This window comes from Mesorhizobium xinjiangense, assembly GCF_009749525.1.
GTDB classification, from domain to species: domain Bacteria; phylum Pseudomonadota; class Alphaproteobacteria; order Rhizobiales; family Rhizobiaceae; genus Mangrovimarina; species Mangrovimarina xinjiangensis.
This window is the reverse complement of sequence record NZ_WOAC01000033.1, coordinates 27,506-42,324: the sequence shown is the minus strand read 5'-3', so window position 1 is coordinate 42,324 and position 14,819 is coordinate 27,506. Positions and strand designations below refer to the sequence as shown.

Annotated in this window: 14 protein-coding genes and 1 pseudogene; 9 read left to right on the top strand and 6 right to left on the bottom strand. The window is 63.3% G+C overall.

Translation table 11 applies throughout. The features are described from left to right. Nucleotides 1-175 precede the first annotated feature (175 nt). The 3 genes from GM909_RS25890 to GM909_RS23915 all read left to right on the top strand — a co-directional run bounded on the left by GM909_RS25890 (nucleotide 176) and on the right by GM909_RS23915 (nucleotide 2,387). The gene (locus tag GM909_RS25890; protein WP_198174385.1) at nucleotides 176-778 is read left to right on the top strand and encodes a hypothetical protein; all 603 of its coding nucleotides are present in this window, start codon (nucleotides 176-178) and stop codon (nucleotides 776-778) included. An 89-nt stretch (nucleotides 779-867) separates the two neighbouring features. Then, a complete protein-coding gene (locus tag GM909_RS25885) occupies nucleotides 868-1,047 on the top strand; it encodes a hypothetical protein (RefSeq protein ID WP_198174384.1) in 180 nt (59 codons plus the stop codon). Continuing rightward, nucleotides 1,011-2,387, top strand: coding sequence for a hydantoinase B/oxoprolinase family protein (locus GM909_RS23915; protein ID WP_198174383.1), 1,377 nt, complete (start codon nucleotides 1,011-1,013; stop codon nucleotides 2,385-2,387). The genes GM909_RS25885 and GM909_RS23915 overlap by 37 nt, the downstream gene beginning before the upstream one ends. Nucleotides 2,388-2,438: 51 nt before the next feature. Here the strand turns inward: GM909_RS23915 and GM909_RS23910 are convergent, their stop codons facing one another. Genes GM909_RS23910 through GM909_RS23895 form a run of 4 tightly spaced genes read right to left on the bottom strand, consistent with a single transcriptional unit; the run spans nucleotide 2,439 to nucleotide 7,012 of the window. Beyond that, entirely contained in the window at nucleotides 2,439-3,278 is an 840-nt protein-coding gene (locus GM909_RS23910; RefSeq protein WP_157019934.1) for an alpha/beta hydrolase, read from the bottom strand. Nucleotides 3,279-3,296: 18 nt separating this feature from the next. Continuing rightward, a complete protein-coding gene (locus GM909_RS23905) occupies nucleotides 3,297-4,760 on the bottom strand; it encodes an NAD-dependent succinate-semialdehyde dehydrogenase (RefSeq protein ID WP_157019932.1) in 1,464 nt (487 codons plus the stop codon). A gap of 20 nt (nucleotides 4,761-4,780) precedes the next feature. Continuing rightward, nucleotides 4,781-5,980, bottom strand: a complete 1,200-nt coding sequence (locus GM909_RS23900; protein WP_157019930.1) for an iron-containing alcohol dehydrogenase — start codon at nucleotides 5,978-5,980, stop codon at nucleotides 4,781-4,783. A 27-nt stretch (nucleotides 5,981-6,007) separates the two neighbouring features. Further along, a complete protein-coding gene (locus GM909_RS23895) occupies nucleotides 6,008-7,012 on the bottom strand; it encodes an Ldh family oxidoreductase (protein WP_157019928.1) in 1,005 nt (334 codons plus the stop codon). Nucleotides 7,013-7,118: 106 nt separating this feature from the next. On the opposite strand from GM909_RS23895, the gene GM909_RS23890 reads away from it, so the two are divergent. From GM909_RS23890 to GM909_RS23865, 6 genes and pseudogenes are all read left to right on the top strand, one after another. Further along, nucleotides 7,119-7,805 (top strand): GntR family transcriptional regulator, encoded by a 687-nt coding sequence (locus GM909_RS23890; protein ID WP_157019926.1) that lies wholly within the window; start codon nucleotides 7,119-7,121, stop codon nucleotides 7,803-7,805. Then, nucleotides 7,802-9,392, top strand: a pseudogene (locus GM909_RS23885) (sugar ABC transporter ATP-binding protein). The gene GM909_RS23890 and the pseudogene GM909_RS23885 overlap by 4 nt, the downstream one beginning before the upstream one ends. Beyond that, nucleotides 9,358-10,353 (top strand): ABC transporter permease, encoded by a 996-nt coding sequence (locus GM909_RS23880; RefSeq protein ID WP_157019922.1) that lies wholly within the window; start codon nucleotides 9,358-9,360, stop codon nucleotides 10,351-10,353. Before GM909_RS23885 ends, GM909_RS23880 begins: the two are co-directional and overlap by 35 nt. Before the next feature lie 54 nt (nucleotides 10,354-10,407). Continuing rightward, nucleotides 10,408-11,367 carry a substrate-binding domain-containing protein gene (locus GM909_RS23875; RefSeq protein WP_235912051.1) on the top strand — a complete coding sequence of 320 codons (960 nt, stop codon included), beginning with the start codon at nucleotides 10,408-10,410 and terminating at the stop codon, nucleotides 11,365-11,367. A 71-nt stretch (nucleotides 11,368-11,438) separates the two neighbouring features. Beyond that, the gene (locus tag GM909_RS23870) at nucleotides 11,439-12,026 is read left to right on the top strand and encodes a DJ-1/PfpI family protein (RefSeq protein ID WP_157019918.1); all 588 of its coding nucleotides are present in this window, start codon (nucleotides 11,439-11,441) and stop codon (nucleotides 12,024-12,026) included. Between the two features lie 226 nt (nucleotides 12,027-12,252). Beyond that, on the top strand, nucleotides 12,253-13,443 hold the full coding sequence (locus tag GM909_RS23865; protein WP_235912048.1) for a M24 family metallopeptidase: 1,191 nt from the start codon (nucleotides 12,253-12,255) through the stop codon (nucleotides 13,441-13,443). A gap of 105 nt (nucleotides 13,444-13,548) precedes the next feature. Here the strand turns inward: GM909_RS23865 and GM909_RS23860 are convergent, their stop codons facing one another. After that, a complete protein-coding gene (locus tag GM909_RS23860; protein ID WP_157019914.1) occupies nucleotides 13,549-13,965 on the bottom strand; it encodes a cupin domain-containing protein in 417 nt (138 codons plus the stop codon). A gap of 13 nt (nucleotides 13,966-13,978) precedes the next feature. Beyond that, on the bottom strand, nucleotides 13,979-14,818 hold the full coding sequence (locus GM909_RS23855; protein WP_157019912.1) for a phosphoenolpyruvate hydrolase family protein: 840 nt from the start codon (nucleotides 14,816-14,818) through the stop codon (nucleotides 13,979-13,981). Nucleotide 14,819: the final 1 nt, after the last annotated feature.

Here is a 14,819-nt window from a genome sequence, read left to right as displayed (position 1 = left end):
AACCTCACCAAGCTCGCCCAAGCGGCATGAACCCACTATCGTTCAGCCAACAGCCCTATGCCGGAGCTATCTGGACAGGCTCCTAGTGTCCCGATTCTGAAATTCGTTTCATTTGATATCAAGCTCCAGTCGAATTGCAGAATCGCGAGGACACCAGCAAGTTTATGAATCTAGTGTGGTTTTGGTTTTGAAGTTCGTCCCGGCTCCTGATATCGAGAATGCAACGAACTTCAAAACCACCACACTAGGGTGGGATTGCCGTGCGGCGCATGCCCTTGCATCGCCCTCCAGCGCGCGTTCGCTCAAGCGATTCCGTTTGAGGGGGACATGCTCCAGCAAGGCGGAACCGTCGTCCGGTGATCGAAGGCAACGCCGGACGGCGGTTCGTTTTGTGCGCCATCATGTTGCAGATGTGCTGCAGAGTGCGCGGCGGGTATTGCCCCCTTGCCAAACGAAGGGGCTTGATATGCAGACACGATCCCTTGCGCTTGCCACCGCGCTGTCCCTTATTCTTGCGCCCGCCGCTTCGGCCCAGGTCTCGGAGAAGGCGATACAATCGATCTCCTCGCCCGAAAGTGTCGAGACCCGGATCGGCACGCTCGAATTCTCGAATGAGACGCCGAGCGCTGAAACGTCGTCCGCAGTCTACGACAACCTTGATGCCACATATGCCTTTCGCGCCTTCACAGACACGTTCAGGGGTGTGAGCGTTGAGGCCATTCGGATCCGAAGGAGCGCGACAAGGCCGCCGTGGAAGAAGACATCAGGAATGGGCTGATCACGCGCGAGCGGGCCCGCGCGGTTTACGGGCACACCGGCTAAGCGGCGTGAATTCAGCTGACATTCAATCCAAGGAACGCAAGAACCATGAGCAACCAGACCGCCGACCGCTTCTCCCGCCTGCGCGCCGCCATGAAGGCGCATGGCGCCGACCTCGTCGCCCTCGCGCCGGGATCGCATATGGACTGGCTCGTCGGCTTTCACCCGCATCCATCCCCACCTTCGTCGGCGTGCTCGACAAGGCGGTCAAGTGCATCATCGAACTGAACGGTGCCGAGGCGATCCGGCCGGGCGACTGCTACATCACCAACGACCCCTATTACGGCGGCGTCACCCATTTGAACGACGTCGTCATCGCCCTTCCGGTCTTTGTCGAAGGCGAACTGGTCGCCTGGACCGCCTCCATCGCCCACTGGAACGATGTCGGCGGCCGGACCCCCGGTTCGATGGCGGTCGATGTCAGCGAGATCTTCCAGGAGGGTCTCAGGCTGCCCGCCGTCAAGCTGTTCGAGGGCGGCGAGCCCCTGGCATCCGTCTTCGACATCATCGCGGCGAATTCGCGCCTGCCGGATTTCGTCCGCGGCGATCTGTGGGCGCAGGTGGCGGCGAGCCGCAAGGCGCAGACACGCATCGTCCAGCTCGTCGAGACCTACGGCCTCGAAGCCTACCGGGCGGCGCTCGCGGACCTGTTCGAGGAAGGCGAGCGGCGCGGCCGCGCCGGCCTGGCAACCCTGCCCAACGGCACCTACCGCATCGAGGAGGAACAGGACGACGGCGCCGTCTGGAAAGCCGCCATCACAATGAGCGACGACCGTTTCGTCGTCGACCTCACGGGCAATTGCGAGCAGCGCGCCGCGCCCTACAATACGAGCCGCGACGGGGCCGTGATCTCGGCCCAGATGATCTTCAAGGCGCTGACCGACCCGACATTGTTCGCCAATGCCGGCTCCTTCCGTGCCCTGGAGGTGATCACCGAGCCGGGCTCGGTCTTTCACGCCACCGGCACGGCGCCGCACGGCTACTATTTCGAGACGCGCATCAGGCTCTACGACATGCTGTGGCAATGCATGGCACGGGCGATGCCCGAGCGCCTGCCTGCCGGCCACTTCGCCTCCATTTGCGGCACCGTCATTGCCGGACGGCATCCCGACACCGGGCGCGCATTCACCATGGTCGAGCCGCAGATGGGCGGCTGGGGAGCGACCGCCGAGCGCGACGGCCTCGATGCGATGTATTCGGCCAGCCACGGCGAGACATTCAACTGCCCCGTGGAGATCTGCGAGGCGCGCTACGGCATCGACGTCACCTACAAACGCCTTAACGAGGCCGAGGAGGGCAGGGGCAGGCACAGCGGCGGCAAGGGCCTGTCGGTCAGCTATCGCCCGCGCGGAAACCCGGTCGTTTCGGCCGGCTACAGCCGCAACAAGCAGCCGGTCTGGTCGCTGGAAGGGGGACGCCCAGGCGGCACCAATTCGCTATCGGTGCGGCGGGTGGACGGCCGGGTGGAGAACCATGCCTTCGTCAGCGGCCTCGTCATCGCGCCAGGCGACGAGATCGTCGTGCGGACTGCCAATGGTGGCGGCTGGGGCGCACCCGATCCGCGATAGACTCGCTGTTCATAAGGCGCAACGTCACCGGATAGACGCCTCGGAGATGCGTCAGTCCGCTGCCACCATGTCGGCTATCCGCCGTCCGAGCCGGCCGTCCACATTGCCCAAATCGAGCACCACGCTCATGTGGTTGAGTGCCGGCAGAGGCAGCAGTTCGGTCTCAAGTCCTTCGTCTCCAAGCTTGGCGTGAAGGCTTTGCGCCTGCTCATGGAAAGGCGCTGTTTCGTCAGTTCCATAAGTAAGTGTGCGGCGTGGACCGGCATGATGCGTAGAGGCAAGGGGCGACCACGCGGCGGCTTCCGCGTGGGTCATTTCGGCTTCGTGGCGCAGAAAGCTGTCGGGAATGCCCGACAGATCGTATATGCCGCTCAACAGCAGCATGTCCTTGAGAGCTGGCAAGACCGCGGCGCCCGCCTCTCCCGGAGCGCTTGCCGCAAGATATGAGGCCAGATGCGCGCCGGCAGAGTGGCCGCTGACGGATATGCGCGAGGGGTCGGCGCCGAAACTGGCGGCGTGTTCCTGCAGCCACAGCACCGCGCGCCGGACCTGATCGACCAGGACCGGCAGCCGCTGGCCGGGCATCAGGTCGTATTCCACCAGAGCGGCAATGCCACCGGCGGCCAGCACCGGACTGGCGACGAAGCGATAATCCGCCTTTTCACCGGAGCGCCAGTAGCCGCCATGCACGAAGACGTGCAGAGGCGCATCCTTGACCGCATCGTCGGGCATGATGATGTCCAGCGTCTCGCGCGGCCGCGCGCCATAGGCAATGTCGGTGCACATCCTTGCGCGTGCCGAAAACTCGCGGCTGCGTGCCGCAAACTCAGCCGCAATGGCATCGAAGTCCGGCACAAAATCGCGGATGAGATAGAGGTCTTTGCCAGCCATTCGATTCTCCCCCGGGTCTCAGAACTCAACGGCATAATATTTGGCTTCCATGAATTCCAGTATGCCGGTGACGCCGCCCTCTCGTCCAAGGCCGCTCTGCTTGACGCCTCCGAATGGCGCAGCCGGGTCGGACATCAGGCCGCGATTGATGCCGAGCATGCCGGTCTCGATGCCCTTGCCGACACGCATGGCGCGTTTCAAATCCCGAGTGTAGACGTAGGCGGCCAGGCCATATTCCGTGTTGTTGGCGAGCTCGATCGCCTGTTCCTCGGTCTCGAAGCGATAGACCGGCGCCACGGGACCGAAGATTTCCTCGTGAGCTATGGCTGCATCGACGGGGGCGTTCTCGAGTACGGTCGGCGGGTAGAAATAGCCGTTGCCGGGCAGGGGTGTGCCGCCTGTCGTGGCACGGGCACCGTGCTTGATCGCCTCGGAGACGAGGTGGTCGATCTTCTGAACGGCCTTTTTCGTGATCATCGGGCCGCACTGGGTGGCGGGGTCGTAACCGGCACCGATCGTCAGCGCCGCCATGCGCTTCGTCAGACCCTCGACGAAGGCGTCATGGATGCCGCTCTGGACGTAGAACCGGTTCGCGGCGGTGCATGCCTCGCCGGCATTGCGCATCTTGGCGATCATCGCACCGTCGAGCGCGGCGTCGAGATCGGCGTCATCAAAGACGACGAATGGTGCGTTGCCGCCCAGTTCCATCGAGCAGCTCACGACCGACTTCGCCGCTTCGGCCAGAAGAAGGCGTCCGACGCCGGTCGAGCCGGTGAAGGAAAGCTTGCGTATGCGCGGATCGGCGAGCATCGCATTGGTGACTGCGCCCGGATCCTTGGTGGTCAGCACGTTGACCACGCCTGCCGGTACGCCGGCCTGTTCACCCAGCCGTGCCATGGCATAGGCGGTGAGCGGCGTTTCTGATGCAGGCTTGAGGATGACCGTGCAGCCGGCGGCGAGAGCCGGGCCGATCTTGCGTGTCGCCATGGCTGCGGGGAAATTCCACGGGGTGATCAGCACCGAGATGCCGATGGGTTCGTGATCGACCAGAATGTTGTGCGAACCGGACGGGGTGTGCCGGAACTCGCCGGGTATGCGGGTGGCTTCCTCGGCATACCAGCGGAAGAACTCCGCGGCATAGGCCACCTCGCCGCGGGCGTCGGGCAGAGCCTTGCCGTTTTCCAGTGCGATCAGAACCGCCAGTTCCTCTGCATGGTCGCTCATCAGGGCGAACCAGTTGCGCAGGACCTCCGAGCGCTGGCGCGCGGGCGTCGCTCGCCATGTCTGCGCGGCTGCCTCGGCGGCATCGACGGCGCGCATCGCATCGTCGACCGTAGCGTCGGGGACTTCGGCGAGCACGTTGCCGGTCGATGGATCGAATACGGGGATGCCCGAGCCCTTCTCCCATCGTCCGCCGATATAGAGACCGTGCGCATGGAGGGAAGGGTCGGCGAAACCGGAGATCTTGGTGTGGAGGGTCATTGTCGATGTTCCTCTGAATGTCAGTCGAGCAGTGAGGTGTCGCCGCTATGGGCCGCGGCAACCAGCCTGCGCATGTCGGGCAAGGCCAGGGGGCGTGGGTTGTTCTCGATCAGCCTGGAAATGCCGCAGCTTTGCTCGGCCACCCAGTCGAGGCGGTCGTCCTGGAGACCGAGTTCGCGCAATGTCGATGGTATGCCAATGCGGGCAAAAAGACTGGCGATGGCCGGAATCACCTCGTCTGCGCTGCCAAGGCCTGCCGCATTGGCGATTTCGCCGAGTTCTTTCATGATTTCCGGCTTGTTCCAGCTCATGACGTACGGCATCAGGCAGGCGACCCCCGCTCCGTGGGCCGTCTGGGTGAGCGCGCCGACCGGATACTGGATGGCATGCGCGGCGGCGGTGCCGGCCACGCCGAAGGAAAGTCCGGCCAGCGTGGCGCCCATCATCACCTTCTCGCGGGCGGCGGTGTCGGCGCCGTTCATGCAGGCAGCTTCAAGCCCTTGCCAAAGAAGCGATATGGCCCGCAGCGCAAAGTGATCCGAAAAGACGTTCTTGCCGACGAAAACGCGTTCCTGTGCGAGGCCCGGCAGCGGCTCGCGCCGTATGGCGGTAAATGCCTCGATCGCATGTGTCAGCGCATCCGCACCGGCAATCGCGGTCAGGCTTGGTGGACAGGTGAGGGTGAGTTCGGGATCGCATATCGATGCTGTCGGGATGATGTGCGGGCTTGAGATGCCCACCTTGAGGTTGCGTTCGGCATCTGAAAGCACCGCAACCGGCGTCACCTCCGAGCCTGTACCCGCCGTCGTCGGAATGGCGATGATTGGCATGACCGGGCCGGGCACGTTGTGCTCACCGTAGTAGTCTCGCGGATTTCCTCCGTGGGTGAGCAGAACAGCGACGCATTTCGCCATGTCGAGGCAGGAGCCGCCTCCGATGCCGACAACGAGATCGGGAGCGAAATCGCGTGCCGCCACAGCACAGGCGATGGCCGACTCGACCGGAACGTCCGGCAGCGTCGAGCCATCGATCCGCAAGCCAACACCCGCTGCCTCCAGCTGGTTCATCATCGCCAGAAAATGCAGGTCCGAGGTCAGCCGTGCATCCGTGACGACCAGCGCCCGACGCCCGAGCTTACTGGCGACACGGCCCAGGGAGTTGCGCTGGTCGTATCCGAAGATCAGTTCCCGCGGGGCCCTGATGGTGCCGAATAGGTTCATTCCTTTGTTTTCCTTCCACAAATGAGATCAGGCGGCTGCTAGAGCCGAGAGAGTGTCGAAGAGTGCGTCGGGGACATCGACGCCCGAGGACAGTCCCCTGCCGCGCCTCGCCCGCGAGCCGTCACCGGGTATGGCCACGGGCCGGTTCGGATCGGCTGGGCCGGATGAACGCAAAGCATCGAGATACGCGCCGAGTGTCGCGGCATCGCCCGCCCCAGCTGCGGGGTCGATGAGGATCAGCAGGTCGCCCTTGTTTGCCGGGTGTGTGTCGTCCAGGGTGCCGCGCACCTCAGGCGCGAGGCCGGAGCCGGCCAGGGCCGCCACCAGAAGCTCGATGCCGAGGCCCAGGCCGTACCCCTTGGCGCCGCCGAAGGGGGCAATCGCGCCGCCTTTTGCGGCCTCCGGGTCGGTTGTCGAACGGCCGGCGGCATCCACGGCCCAGCCGGCAGGGATTGGTTCGCCGCGCAACGCGTGATTGTGGATCTTTCCCATCGATACGATGCTGGTGGCGAGGTCGAGGACGAACGGTTCGCTATCGGTCGGAATGCCGACGGCCATCGGATTGGTTCCGAGCATAGCCTGCGTGCCGCCGTGCGGATGGACCAAAGCCTCGCTCGTCGAAGCGACGATCCCGATCAGGCCGGCACGCGCCGCCGCCTCGGCATAGTAGGCGAGCATGCCGATATGGTTGGCGTTGCGAACCGCGGCAGCGGCGATGCCGCCAATGGCGGCCGCACTTTCGAGCTTGCGCATTGCCGCCATCAGGACGACGGGGCCGAGACCGCCCTGACCGTCCACGGACAGAAAGGACTTCCTGCTCCAGGTCGCCGTACCGCTGGCGTGCGGGTCGGCGAGCCCCCTGTCGATTCGCGCCAGCAGGCGCGGCAGCCGCTGCAGTCCGTGTGAGGGCAGGCCGCGCAATTCGGCCTCGATCAGGATGTCGGCCTGGAGCTGCGCCTTGTCGGGCGGTGCGCCGTGCCTTTCCAGCGCTGCAACTGCCACTTGCCGGAGTTGGCCGGCGGGAAATCTCATCTCAAAAATCCTATATCAGATCGTATATGATATTATATTTGACATCTGATATCTTATCTGCAACACAATTCTCGGTGTCAACAAGGACTTTCTGGGAGGGCCAAACATGTCATTTGCGGCCGAGCGGCAGGGCAAGCCAGTGGGTCTCAGGTCGAGCAGCGTGGTGGATGGTGTGTATGACAACATCTATCACAGGCTTATGGCGCTCGAGATTGCTCCGGGCGCGCGCATACCCATCGACGCGCTTGCGCGTGAGCTTGGCGTGTCGCAGACGCCGGTCCGCGAGGCGCTCGGTTGGCTTGAGCGTGAAGGATTGGTGCGAAAGGAGCACCTGGTCGGATACAGTGCCGCGCCGCAATGGACACGCAAGCAGTTCGAGGATCTCTACGCCTTCCGCCTGCTTCTGGAGCCGGAGGCCGCACGACTGGCCATGCACAACATGACGCCCGAGGCTTTGACGCTTTTGGAGAGCTCGGCCGCCGATATGGAGCATGGCGAAGCGCCCGTGGACCGGAATACGCGTTACTCCCGCTTTGCGCGAGCTGATGCCCATTTTCACGACGACATCATGAAGATCGCCGGCAATGAGGTGATCCGTAACACGCTGTTCAACCAGCATGTGCATCTCCACATCTTCCGGCTGATGTTCCACACCCGCGTGACGCAGGAGGCGCTGCAGGAGCACGAGAATCTGCTTGCCGCATTCCGGGCAGGGGATTCGGATGCGGCCTATAAGGCGATGCAAGAACACATCGAGCGTTCGCGCGATCGGTTGCTATCGGCATTCGAATGAACATGGTTTCGAAATTGACCGCGGCAGGAGCATCATCCGTGCCGGCCTTCGCGTCCCTGCGCGCGGATGGGCTGGGCAAGTCCTACGGCCAGATCACGGTCCTGTCCGACGTGACGCTCGATATTCATGCCGGCGAGGTGCATGCGATCATCGGCGAGAACGGCGCGGGCAAATCAACGCTCATGAAGCTTTTGTCGGGTCATGCCTCGCCTACGGCCGGGCACATCGCGATGGACGGACGGGCGGTTTCATTTGCCAACGCGGTCGAGGCGGAGAAACACGGTATTGTTCTCGTCCACCAGGAGATCCTCCTGGCGCCTGACCTCACCGTGGCGCAGAACCTGTTTCTCGGTCGCGAAATCCGGCGCGGATTCATGGTGGACGACCGGGCGATGGATCGGCGGGCCGCAGAACTGCTTGCCCGGATCGGGTCCGCCGCTCGGCCGCGGGACCGTGTCAGCGACCTGCCGCTGGCGCAGCGGCAGCTGGTGCAGATCGCACGTGCGCTCCTCGACGAGCGCAAGGTCGTCATCTTTGATGAGCCAACCGCGGTCTTGGCCAATGATGAGGTCGCCGCATTGCTCGACATCGTGCGCGGTCTTCGCGAGCATGGCGTCGCGGTGCTCTACATTTCCCATCGTCTCGACGAGGTCCAGGAACTCGCCGACCGGGTCACGGTGCTGCGTGACGGGCGGATGATCGGCACCTGGCCGGCGGCCGAGCTCACTCAGCGTCAGATGGCGGAATTGATGGTCGGGCGAGAGCTCGACATGCTCTACCCGCACAAGCGTCCTGCAACCACGCACGAGCCTTTGCTTTCGGTCTCCGGTCTGGAGGTCGATCACGGAGCGCAGAAGGCCTCGTTCGACGTGCGGCCCGGCGAGGTGCTCGGTCTTGGCGGCATGATCGGTTCCGGCCGAACGGAACTGATTGAGGGCTTGATGGGCCTGCGGCCGTCGCAGGCGGCAAGCGTCGTGGTGAACGGCAGCGAGATCGCCCATCGTTCCGTCGGTTCGATGATGGAGGCCGGGCTCGTCTACCTGACCGAAGACAGAAAGGGCAAAGGGCTGCTGCTCGACGAGAAGCTCGCGCCGAACCTGACCCTGCAAGCCCTGGAGATCGTCAACCCGGGCACGGTCCTCGGCCGGGGCGCCGAGATGGCGGCATTGCGCAAGGCCGTCGCCGACTACGATATCCGCGTGCGTTCGTTGACCCTCGAAGCGGGCAAGCTCTCGGGAGGAAACCAGCAGAAGCTGCTTCTCGCCAAGGTGATGATGACCGATCCCTCTGTCGTCATCATCGACGAGCCGACGCGCGGCATCGATATCGGCAACAAGAGCCAGATCTACGAGTTCATCGACGCAATGGTGCGGTCCGGCAGGGCCTGCATCGTCATCTCGTCGGAAATGCAGGAACTCGTCGGCCTCGCCGACCGGATTCTGGTCATGCGTGCCGGGAGGATCGTGGCAGAGCTCTTGGGCGAAGAGATCAATGAGGAGAACGTTGTCTACGCAGCCACGTCCGGCACGGGACAACACACGGGAGGCACCGCATGACTACAGCGACCGCAACTGTCGCGACCGCTGACGAAGGAAGGCGAATCCGATGGGCCGATCTTGCCCCCTTCATCGCGCTGGGGGTGATCGTGTTCCTTGGCGTTCTCATCAACTCCAATTTCGCGTCGACGGCCAATCTCATCAACGTCATCACGCGCAGTGCCTTCATTGCCATCATCGCGGTCGGCGCGACCTTCGTGATCTCGTCGGGCGGCCTCGACCTTTCGGTGGGATCGATGATGGCCTTCGTCACGGGCATCATGATCATGACCATGAACGGACTGGCGCCGGCCTATGGCGGTTGGGCGATCGTCATGGGTGCCGGTGTGGCGCTGGTGGTCGGGGCGCTCTGCGGCCTCTTCAACGGACTGATAATTACAGTGGGGCGAATTGAGCCGTTCATCGTCACGCTCGGCACCATGGGCATATTCCGGGCCTTCATCACCTTCATGACCGATGGTGGTTCGCTGCCCATCGACCGCAGCCTGCGCGAGGCTTATCGCCCGGTCTATTTCGGTGATTTCCTGGGCGTTCCCTATCCTGTGCTCATCACGCTCGCCGTCGTCCTGCTCGGCGCCTTCCTGCTCTATCGCACCAAGTACGGCCGTCGGCTGACATCGGTCGGGTCCAACGCCGAGGTTGCACGTTTTTCAGGTGTCAATGTCGGCCGGGTTCGTGCCGCCGCCTATGTGATTCAGGGCCTTTGCGTCGCCGTCGCGGCGATCTGCTACGTGCCGCGTCTTGGCGCCGCAACTCCGACGACCGGCCAGCTGTGGGAGCTTCAGGTCATCACTGCGGTGGTGATCGGCGGCACACTGCTGCGGGGCGGCAGAGGACGGATCTGGGGCACCGTCGCCGGAGCACTCATTCTCGAGATCATCGCGAACGTCATGGTCCTGTCGGACATGGTCTCCGAATATCTCGTGGGCGCGGTACAGGGCGCGATCATCATCATCGCAATGCTTGCGCATCGCTTTACCGGCAGCCGCTGATGGCTGCTCAAAATTGAGTTACGACTTCAACGGAGGAGAAAAATCATGAAGTCCATGACTACAAGGACACGTACATTCGTATCCGCTATCGCCGTGGCGAGCGCCATGTCGATCGGATCTGCAGGTGCACAGGAGCGCGACGTCACCATTGCCGTTTCGATACCGGCGGCGACGCATGGCTGGACAGGGGGCGTCGTCTATCACGCCGAACAGGCCGAAAAGGAAATCGAGGCCTCGTTCCCCAATATCGACGTGGTCCTGTCGACGGCGTCCTCGGCTTCGGCGCAAGTCTCCGCGCTGGAAGACCTGTCCGCGACACGCGATCTCGACGCCCTCGTCATCCTGCCGTTCACCTCTGAGGAACTGACCGGCCCGGTCGAACAGGTGAAGTCCAACGGAACCTTCATCGCGGTCGTGGATCGCGGACTGGCCGATCCCTCGATCCAGGATCTCTATGTTGCCGGCGACAATATTGCCGTCGGGGCCAATACGGCGCATTGGCTGGCCGACCAGCTTGGAGGCGAGGGCGAGATCGTGGTGCTGCGCGGCATTCCCACGGTCATCGATGACGAACGCATCAAAGGCTTCTCCGACGTCATCGCGGAGACGAACATCAATATCCTCGACATCCAGTACGCCAACTGGAACCAGGACGAAGCCTTTACGCTGATGCAGGACTACCTGGCCAAATATCCGAAGATCGACGCCGTCTGGGCCAATGACGACGACATGCTGCTGGGTGTCATCGAGGCCATCGACCAGGCCGGCCGCGAGGACATCCGGTTCGCTCTCGGCGGCAATGGCATGAAACAGGTGATCGAGATGGTGAAGGAAGGCGACGAGCGCACGCCGATTTCCACGCCCTATCCGCCGTCCATGATCAAGTCGGCAATCTACATGACGGCTGGCCAGTTCGCCGGGCAGGCGCCGATGCGGGGTTCCTTCCTCCTGGATGCGCCGCTGATCACGCCGGAGAATGCGGATCAGTTCTACTTCCCCGATTCTCCATTCTGACCTGATCTGACCGAGCGGCACCCGGCTGATGCCGGGTGTCATCCCATTCGAAAATCGAGAGGAGACCTGCGATGAGCGGCAAGAAGATCCTGATGCTCACGGGCGAATTCACGGAAGAGTACGAAATCTACGTCTACCAGCAGGGCATGGAGGCGGTCGGCCACACGGTCCACGTGGTCTGCCCGGACAAGAAGGCGGGCGACCGCATCAAGACCTCGCTGCATGATTTCGAAGGCGACCAGACCTATACCGAGAAGCTCGGCCACTATGCCGACATCAACAAGACCTTCTCCGAGGTCCGGGTCGAGGAGTACGACGCGGTCTACTGCGCTGGCGGCCGTGGGCCGGAATATATCCGCACCGACAAGCGGATTCAGGACATGGTTCGCCATTTCCACGAGACCGGCAAGCCGATCTTCACCATCTGCCACGGCGTCCAGATCCTGATGGCGGTGCCGGGCGTGCTCAAGGGCCGCAAGGTGGCTGGGCTTGGGGCCTGTGAGCCGGAAGTGACCGCAGTGGGCGGCACCTATATCGACGTCAAGCCGACCGAGGCCTATGTCGACGGCAACATGGTCTCCGCCAAGGGCTGGACCGGGCTCGCCGCCTTCATGCGCGAATGCCTCAACGTGCTCGGCACGAAGATCACGCATGGCTGATCGACCATGATCGATCGGGCGCGGACGCTGCACTCCGCGCCCGTCGGCTGTGACTGTCTCCGGGATTATCGCTGCAGTGGGCGGCGATGCCCGGAGACTTCGGCGAGACTGGCTGGCCGGGAGCAGTGACGCTGGTGTGCTCTCGAGACTACTTGCTTGACATAGAGACGGCCTTCGCCGGATGATCGGGAATTGGTCCGACCAAATTGCAAGGAGCTGCGGTAGCGTGAACATTTCGAGCACCCACGAGCAGTCCCCTGCCGCCATTCCCTTTGACACCGGCCGTCTTGACGGGCTCATGGAAGACGCCGGTATCGACGTGGTGTTGGCGACCTCGAAACACAACACCCAGTATCTGCTTGGGGGCTATCGGTTCATCTTCTTCTCGGCCATGGACGCCATCGGCCACAGCCGTTACCTGCCGGTTGTCGCCTATGAGAGGGGCCGGACCGACCACGCCGCCTATATCGCGAACCGCATGGAAGGAGGCGAGCACGCCAACCATCCGTTCTGGACGCCGACGCTTCATCCTGCGACCTGGACGTCCTGGGAAGCGGCGGAGCTTGCGGTCGAGCATGTCAGGACAATCGGCAAGGAGAATGCCCGCATCGGGATCGAACCGGGCTTCCTGCCGGTCGACGCCTACAAGATCATCGCGGCCGGGCTGCCGAACGCCAGTCTCGTGGATGCGACAGCCATGCTGGAGCGGCTACGCGCCGTCAAGACGCCGGAGGAACTGGAAAAACTCAGGCATGCATCCGAGATGATCACCGACGCCATGCAGGCAACGATCGGCTGGGCGGGCGAGGGAACGTCCAAGAGGGCGATCATCGAGCGGCTGCGACAGGAGGAGACGCAGCGCGGTCTCCAGTTCGAATATTGCCTGCTGACGCTCGGCCCCAGCCACAACCGTGCGGCTTCCGACCAGACATGGAATGCGGGCGAGGTGCTGTCGATCGACTCCGGTGGCAACTTTCGCGGATATATAGGCGACCTTTGCCGCATGGGCATCCTGGGTGAGCCGGATCCAGAGCTGGAAGGCCTGCTGGGCGAGGTCGACGCGGTGCAGCAGGCGGCCTTCTCGAAGGTGAAGGCGGGCGCGGCCGGCGGCGCCCTGATCGAAGCCGGCCAGGCGCGTCTGGCGTCATCTCAAATCGCTGCGTTCACCGACTTCTTCGCGCATGGAATGGGATTGATCACGCACGAAGCCCCGTTCCTGATGACCAATCATCCAGTCACCTATGAAGGCGTCGACGTCAACCGGCAGCTCGAGGCCGGCATGGTGATTTCGGTCGAGACGACGATGCTTCACCCCAAGCGCGGCTTCATCAAGCTGGAAGACACGCTGGCCGTCACCGACACCGGATACGAGATGTATGGGGATCGGGGCCGGGGCTGGAATCGCGGCGCTGCCTAGAGCAATTCCAGGAGAAGTGGAAACCGGTTCTCCGTCCGGAATTGCGTCAAATCAAAAGGTTAGATCGGTTCATCGATTCCGTGAAGCAATGAACCGATCTAGCGGCTATTCGCCCGGAGGCAGCAGTCTGAAATCGGGCAGGTCGCGCAGGGCCCGTTCCGGACCGGCCGGCGAATAGACAACGAAAAGCTGCATCGGTCCGGATCCCGTATTGAGCGTCGAGTGGTAGCGGCTTTCCGGTACATAGACGGTGCAGCCAGGGCCGACCTTGCGTGTCACCGGATTCCCGTTCTCGTCCTCGACCATCTGCTCGCCTTCGCCGGCGATGACGAAGATGATCTCCTCCGCGCCGGGATGATTGTGCCGTTCGTGGCCCATGCCGGGTTTCACCTCGACGAGGCCGCCTGAGAAGCGCTCCGCGCCGTTGACCTCGGGCGCGACGGTGAGCGAGAGGCGCCCCCAGTCGAAGCCGAATGCGCTGACATCCTTCGCATAGACGAACTTATCCCCTTCGCCGCTCATTGCTCTTCTCCTCCTATCTGGTCCGGGCCGGCAGTTTTTTGAAATCGGCCGTCTGGCCGCGAATCGCGGCCTCGGCCGGCAGGCGTTCCATTGAGCTTGCACCGTAGAAGCCGTGGCAGACGGCGCAGTTCTCAAGGACGAAACGGGCGTCGTCGGGCATCGCGATCGGCCCGCCGTGGCAGAGGACAATGATGTCGTCACGCACGCTGCGCGCGCCATCCGCGATCGCATCGATCTCAGCCACGCACCGGTCGAGCGTCTTGGCCGAGGTCGCACCGATCGAGCCGCCGGTGGTGACGCCCATGTGGGCGACGATGACGTCGGCGCCCGCCCTGGTCATCGCCTGTGCCTCGTCGGGGTTGAAGACGTAGGGCGTGGTCAGAAGGTCGAGATCGTGGGCGGCGGCGATCATGTCGACCTCAAGCCCGAAGCCCATTCCCGTCTCCTCGAAGGAGATCCGCATCGCGCCGTCGAACAGACCTATCGTCGGGAAGTTCTGCACGCCGGAGAAGCCCATCTGCTTCAGTTCGGCAAGGAACTGAGGCATCAGCACAAACGGGTCGGTGCCGTTGACCCCGGCCAGAACGGGTGTCTTCTTCACCACCGGCAATACTTCGACCGCCATCTCCTTGACGATCTCGTTGGCGTTGCCATAGGCGAGAAGCCCTGCCGCCGAGCCGCGGCCGGCCATGCGATAGCGGCCGGAGTTGTAGATCACGATCAGGTCGATGCCGCCGGCTTCCTCGGCCTTGGCCGAGAGGCCGGTGCCGGCACCGCCGCCGACGATCGGTATGCCTTGGGCAACCATGGAGCGGAAGCGTTCGAGGATGGTCTTGCGGGGGATTGCAGGCATT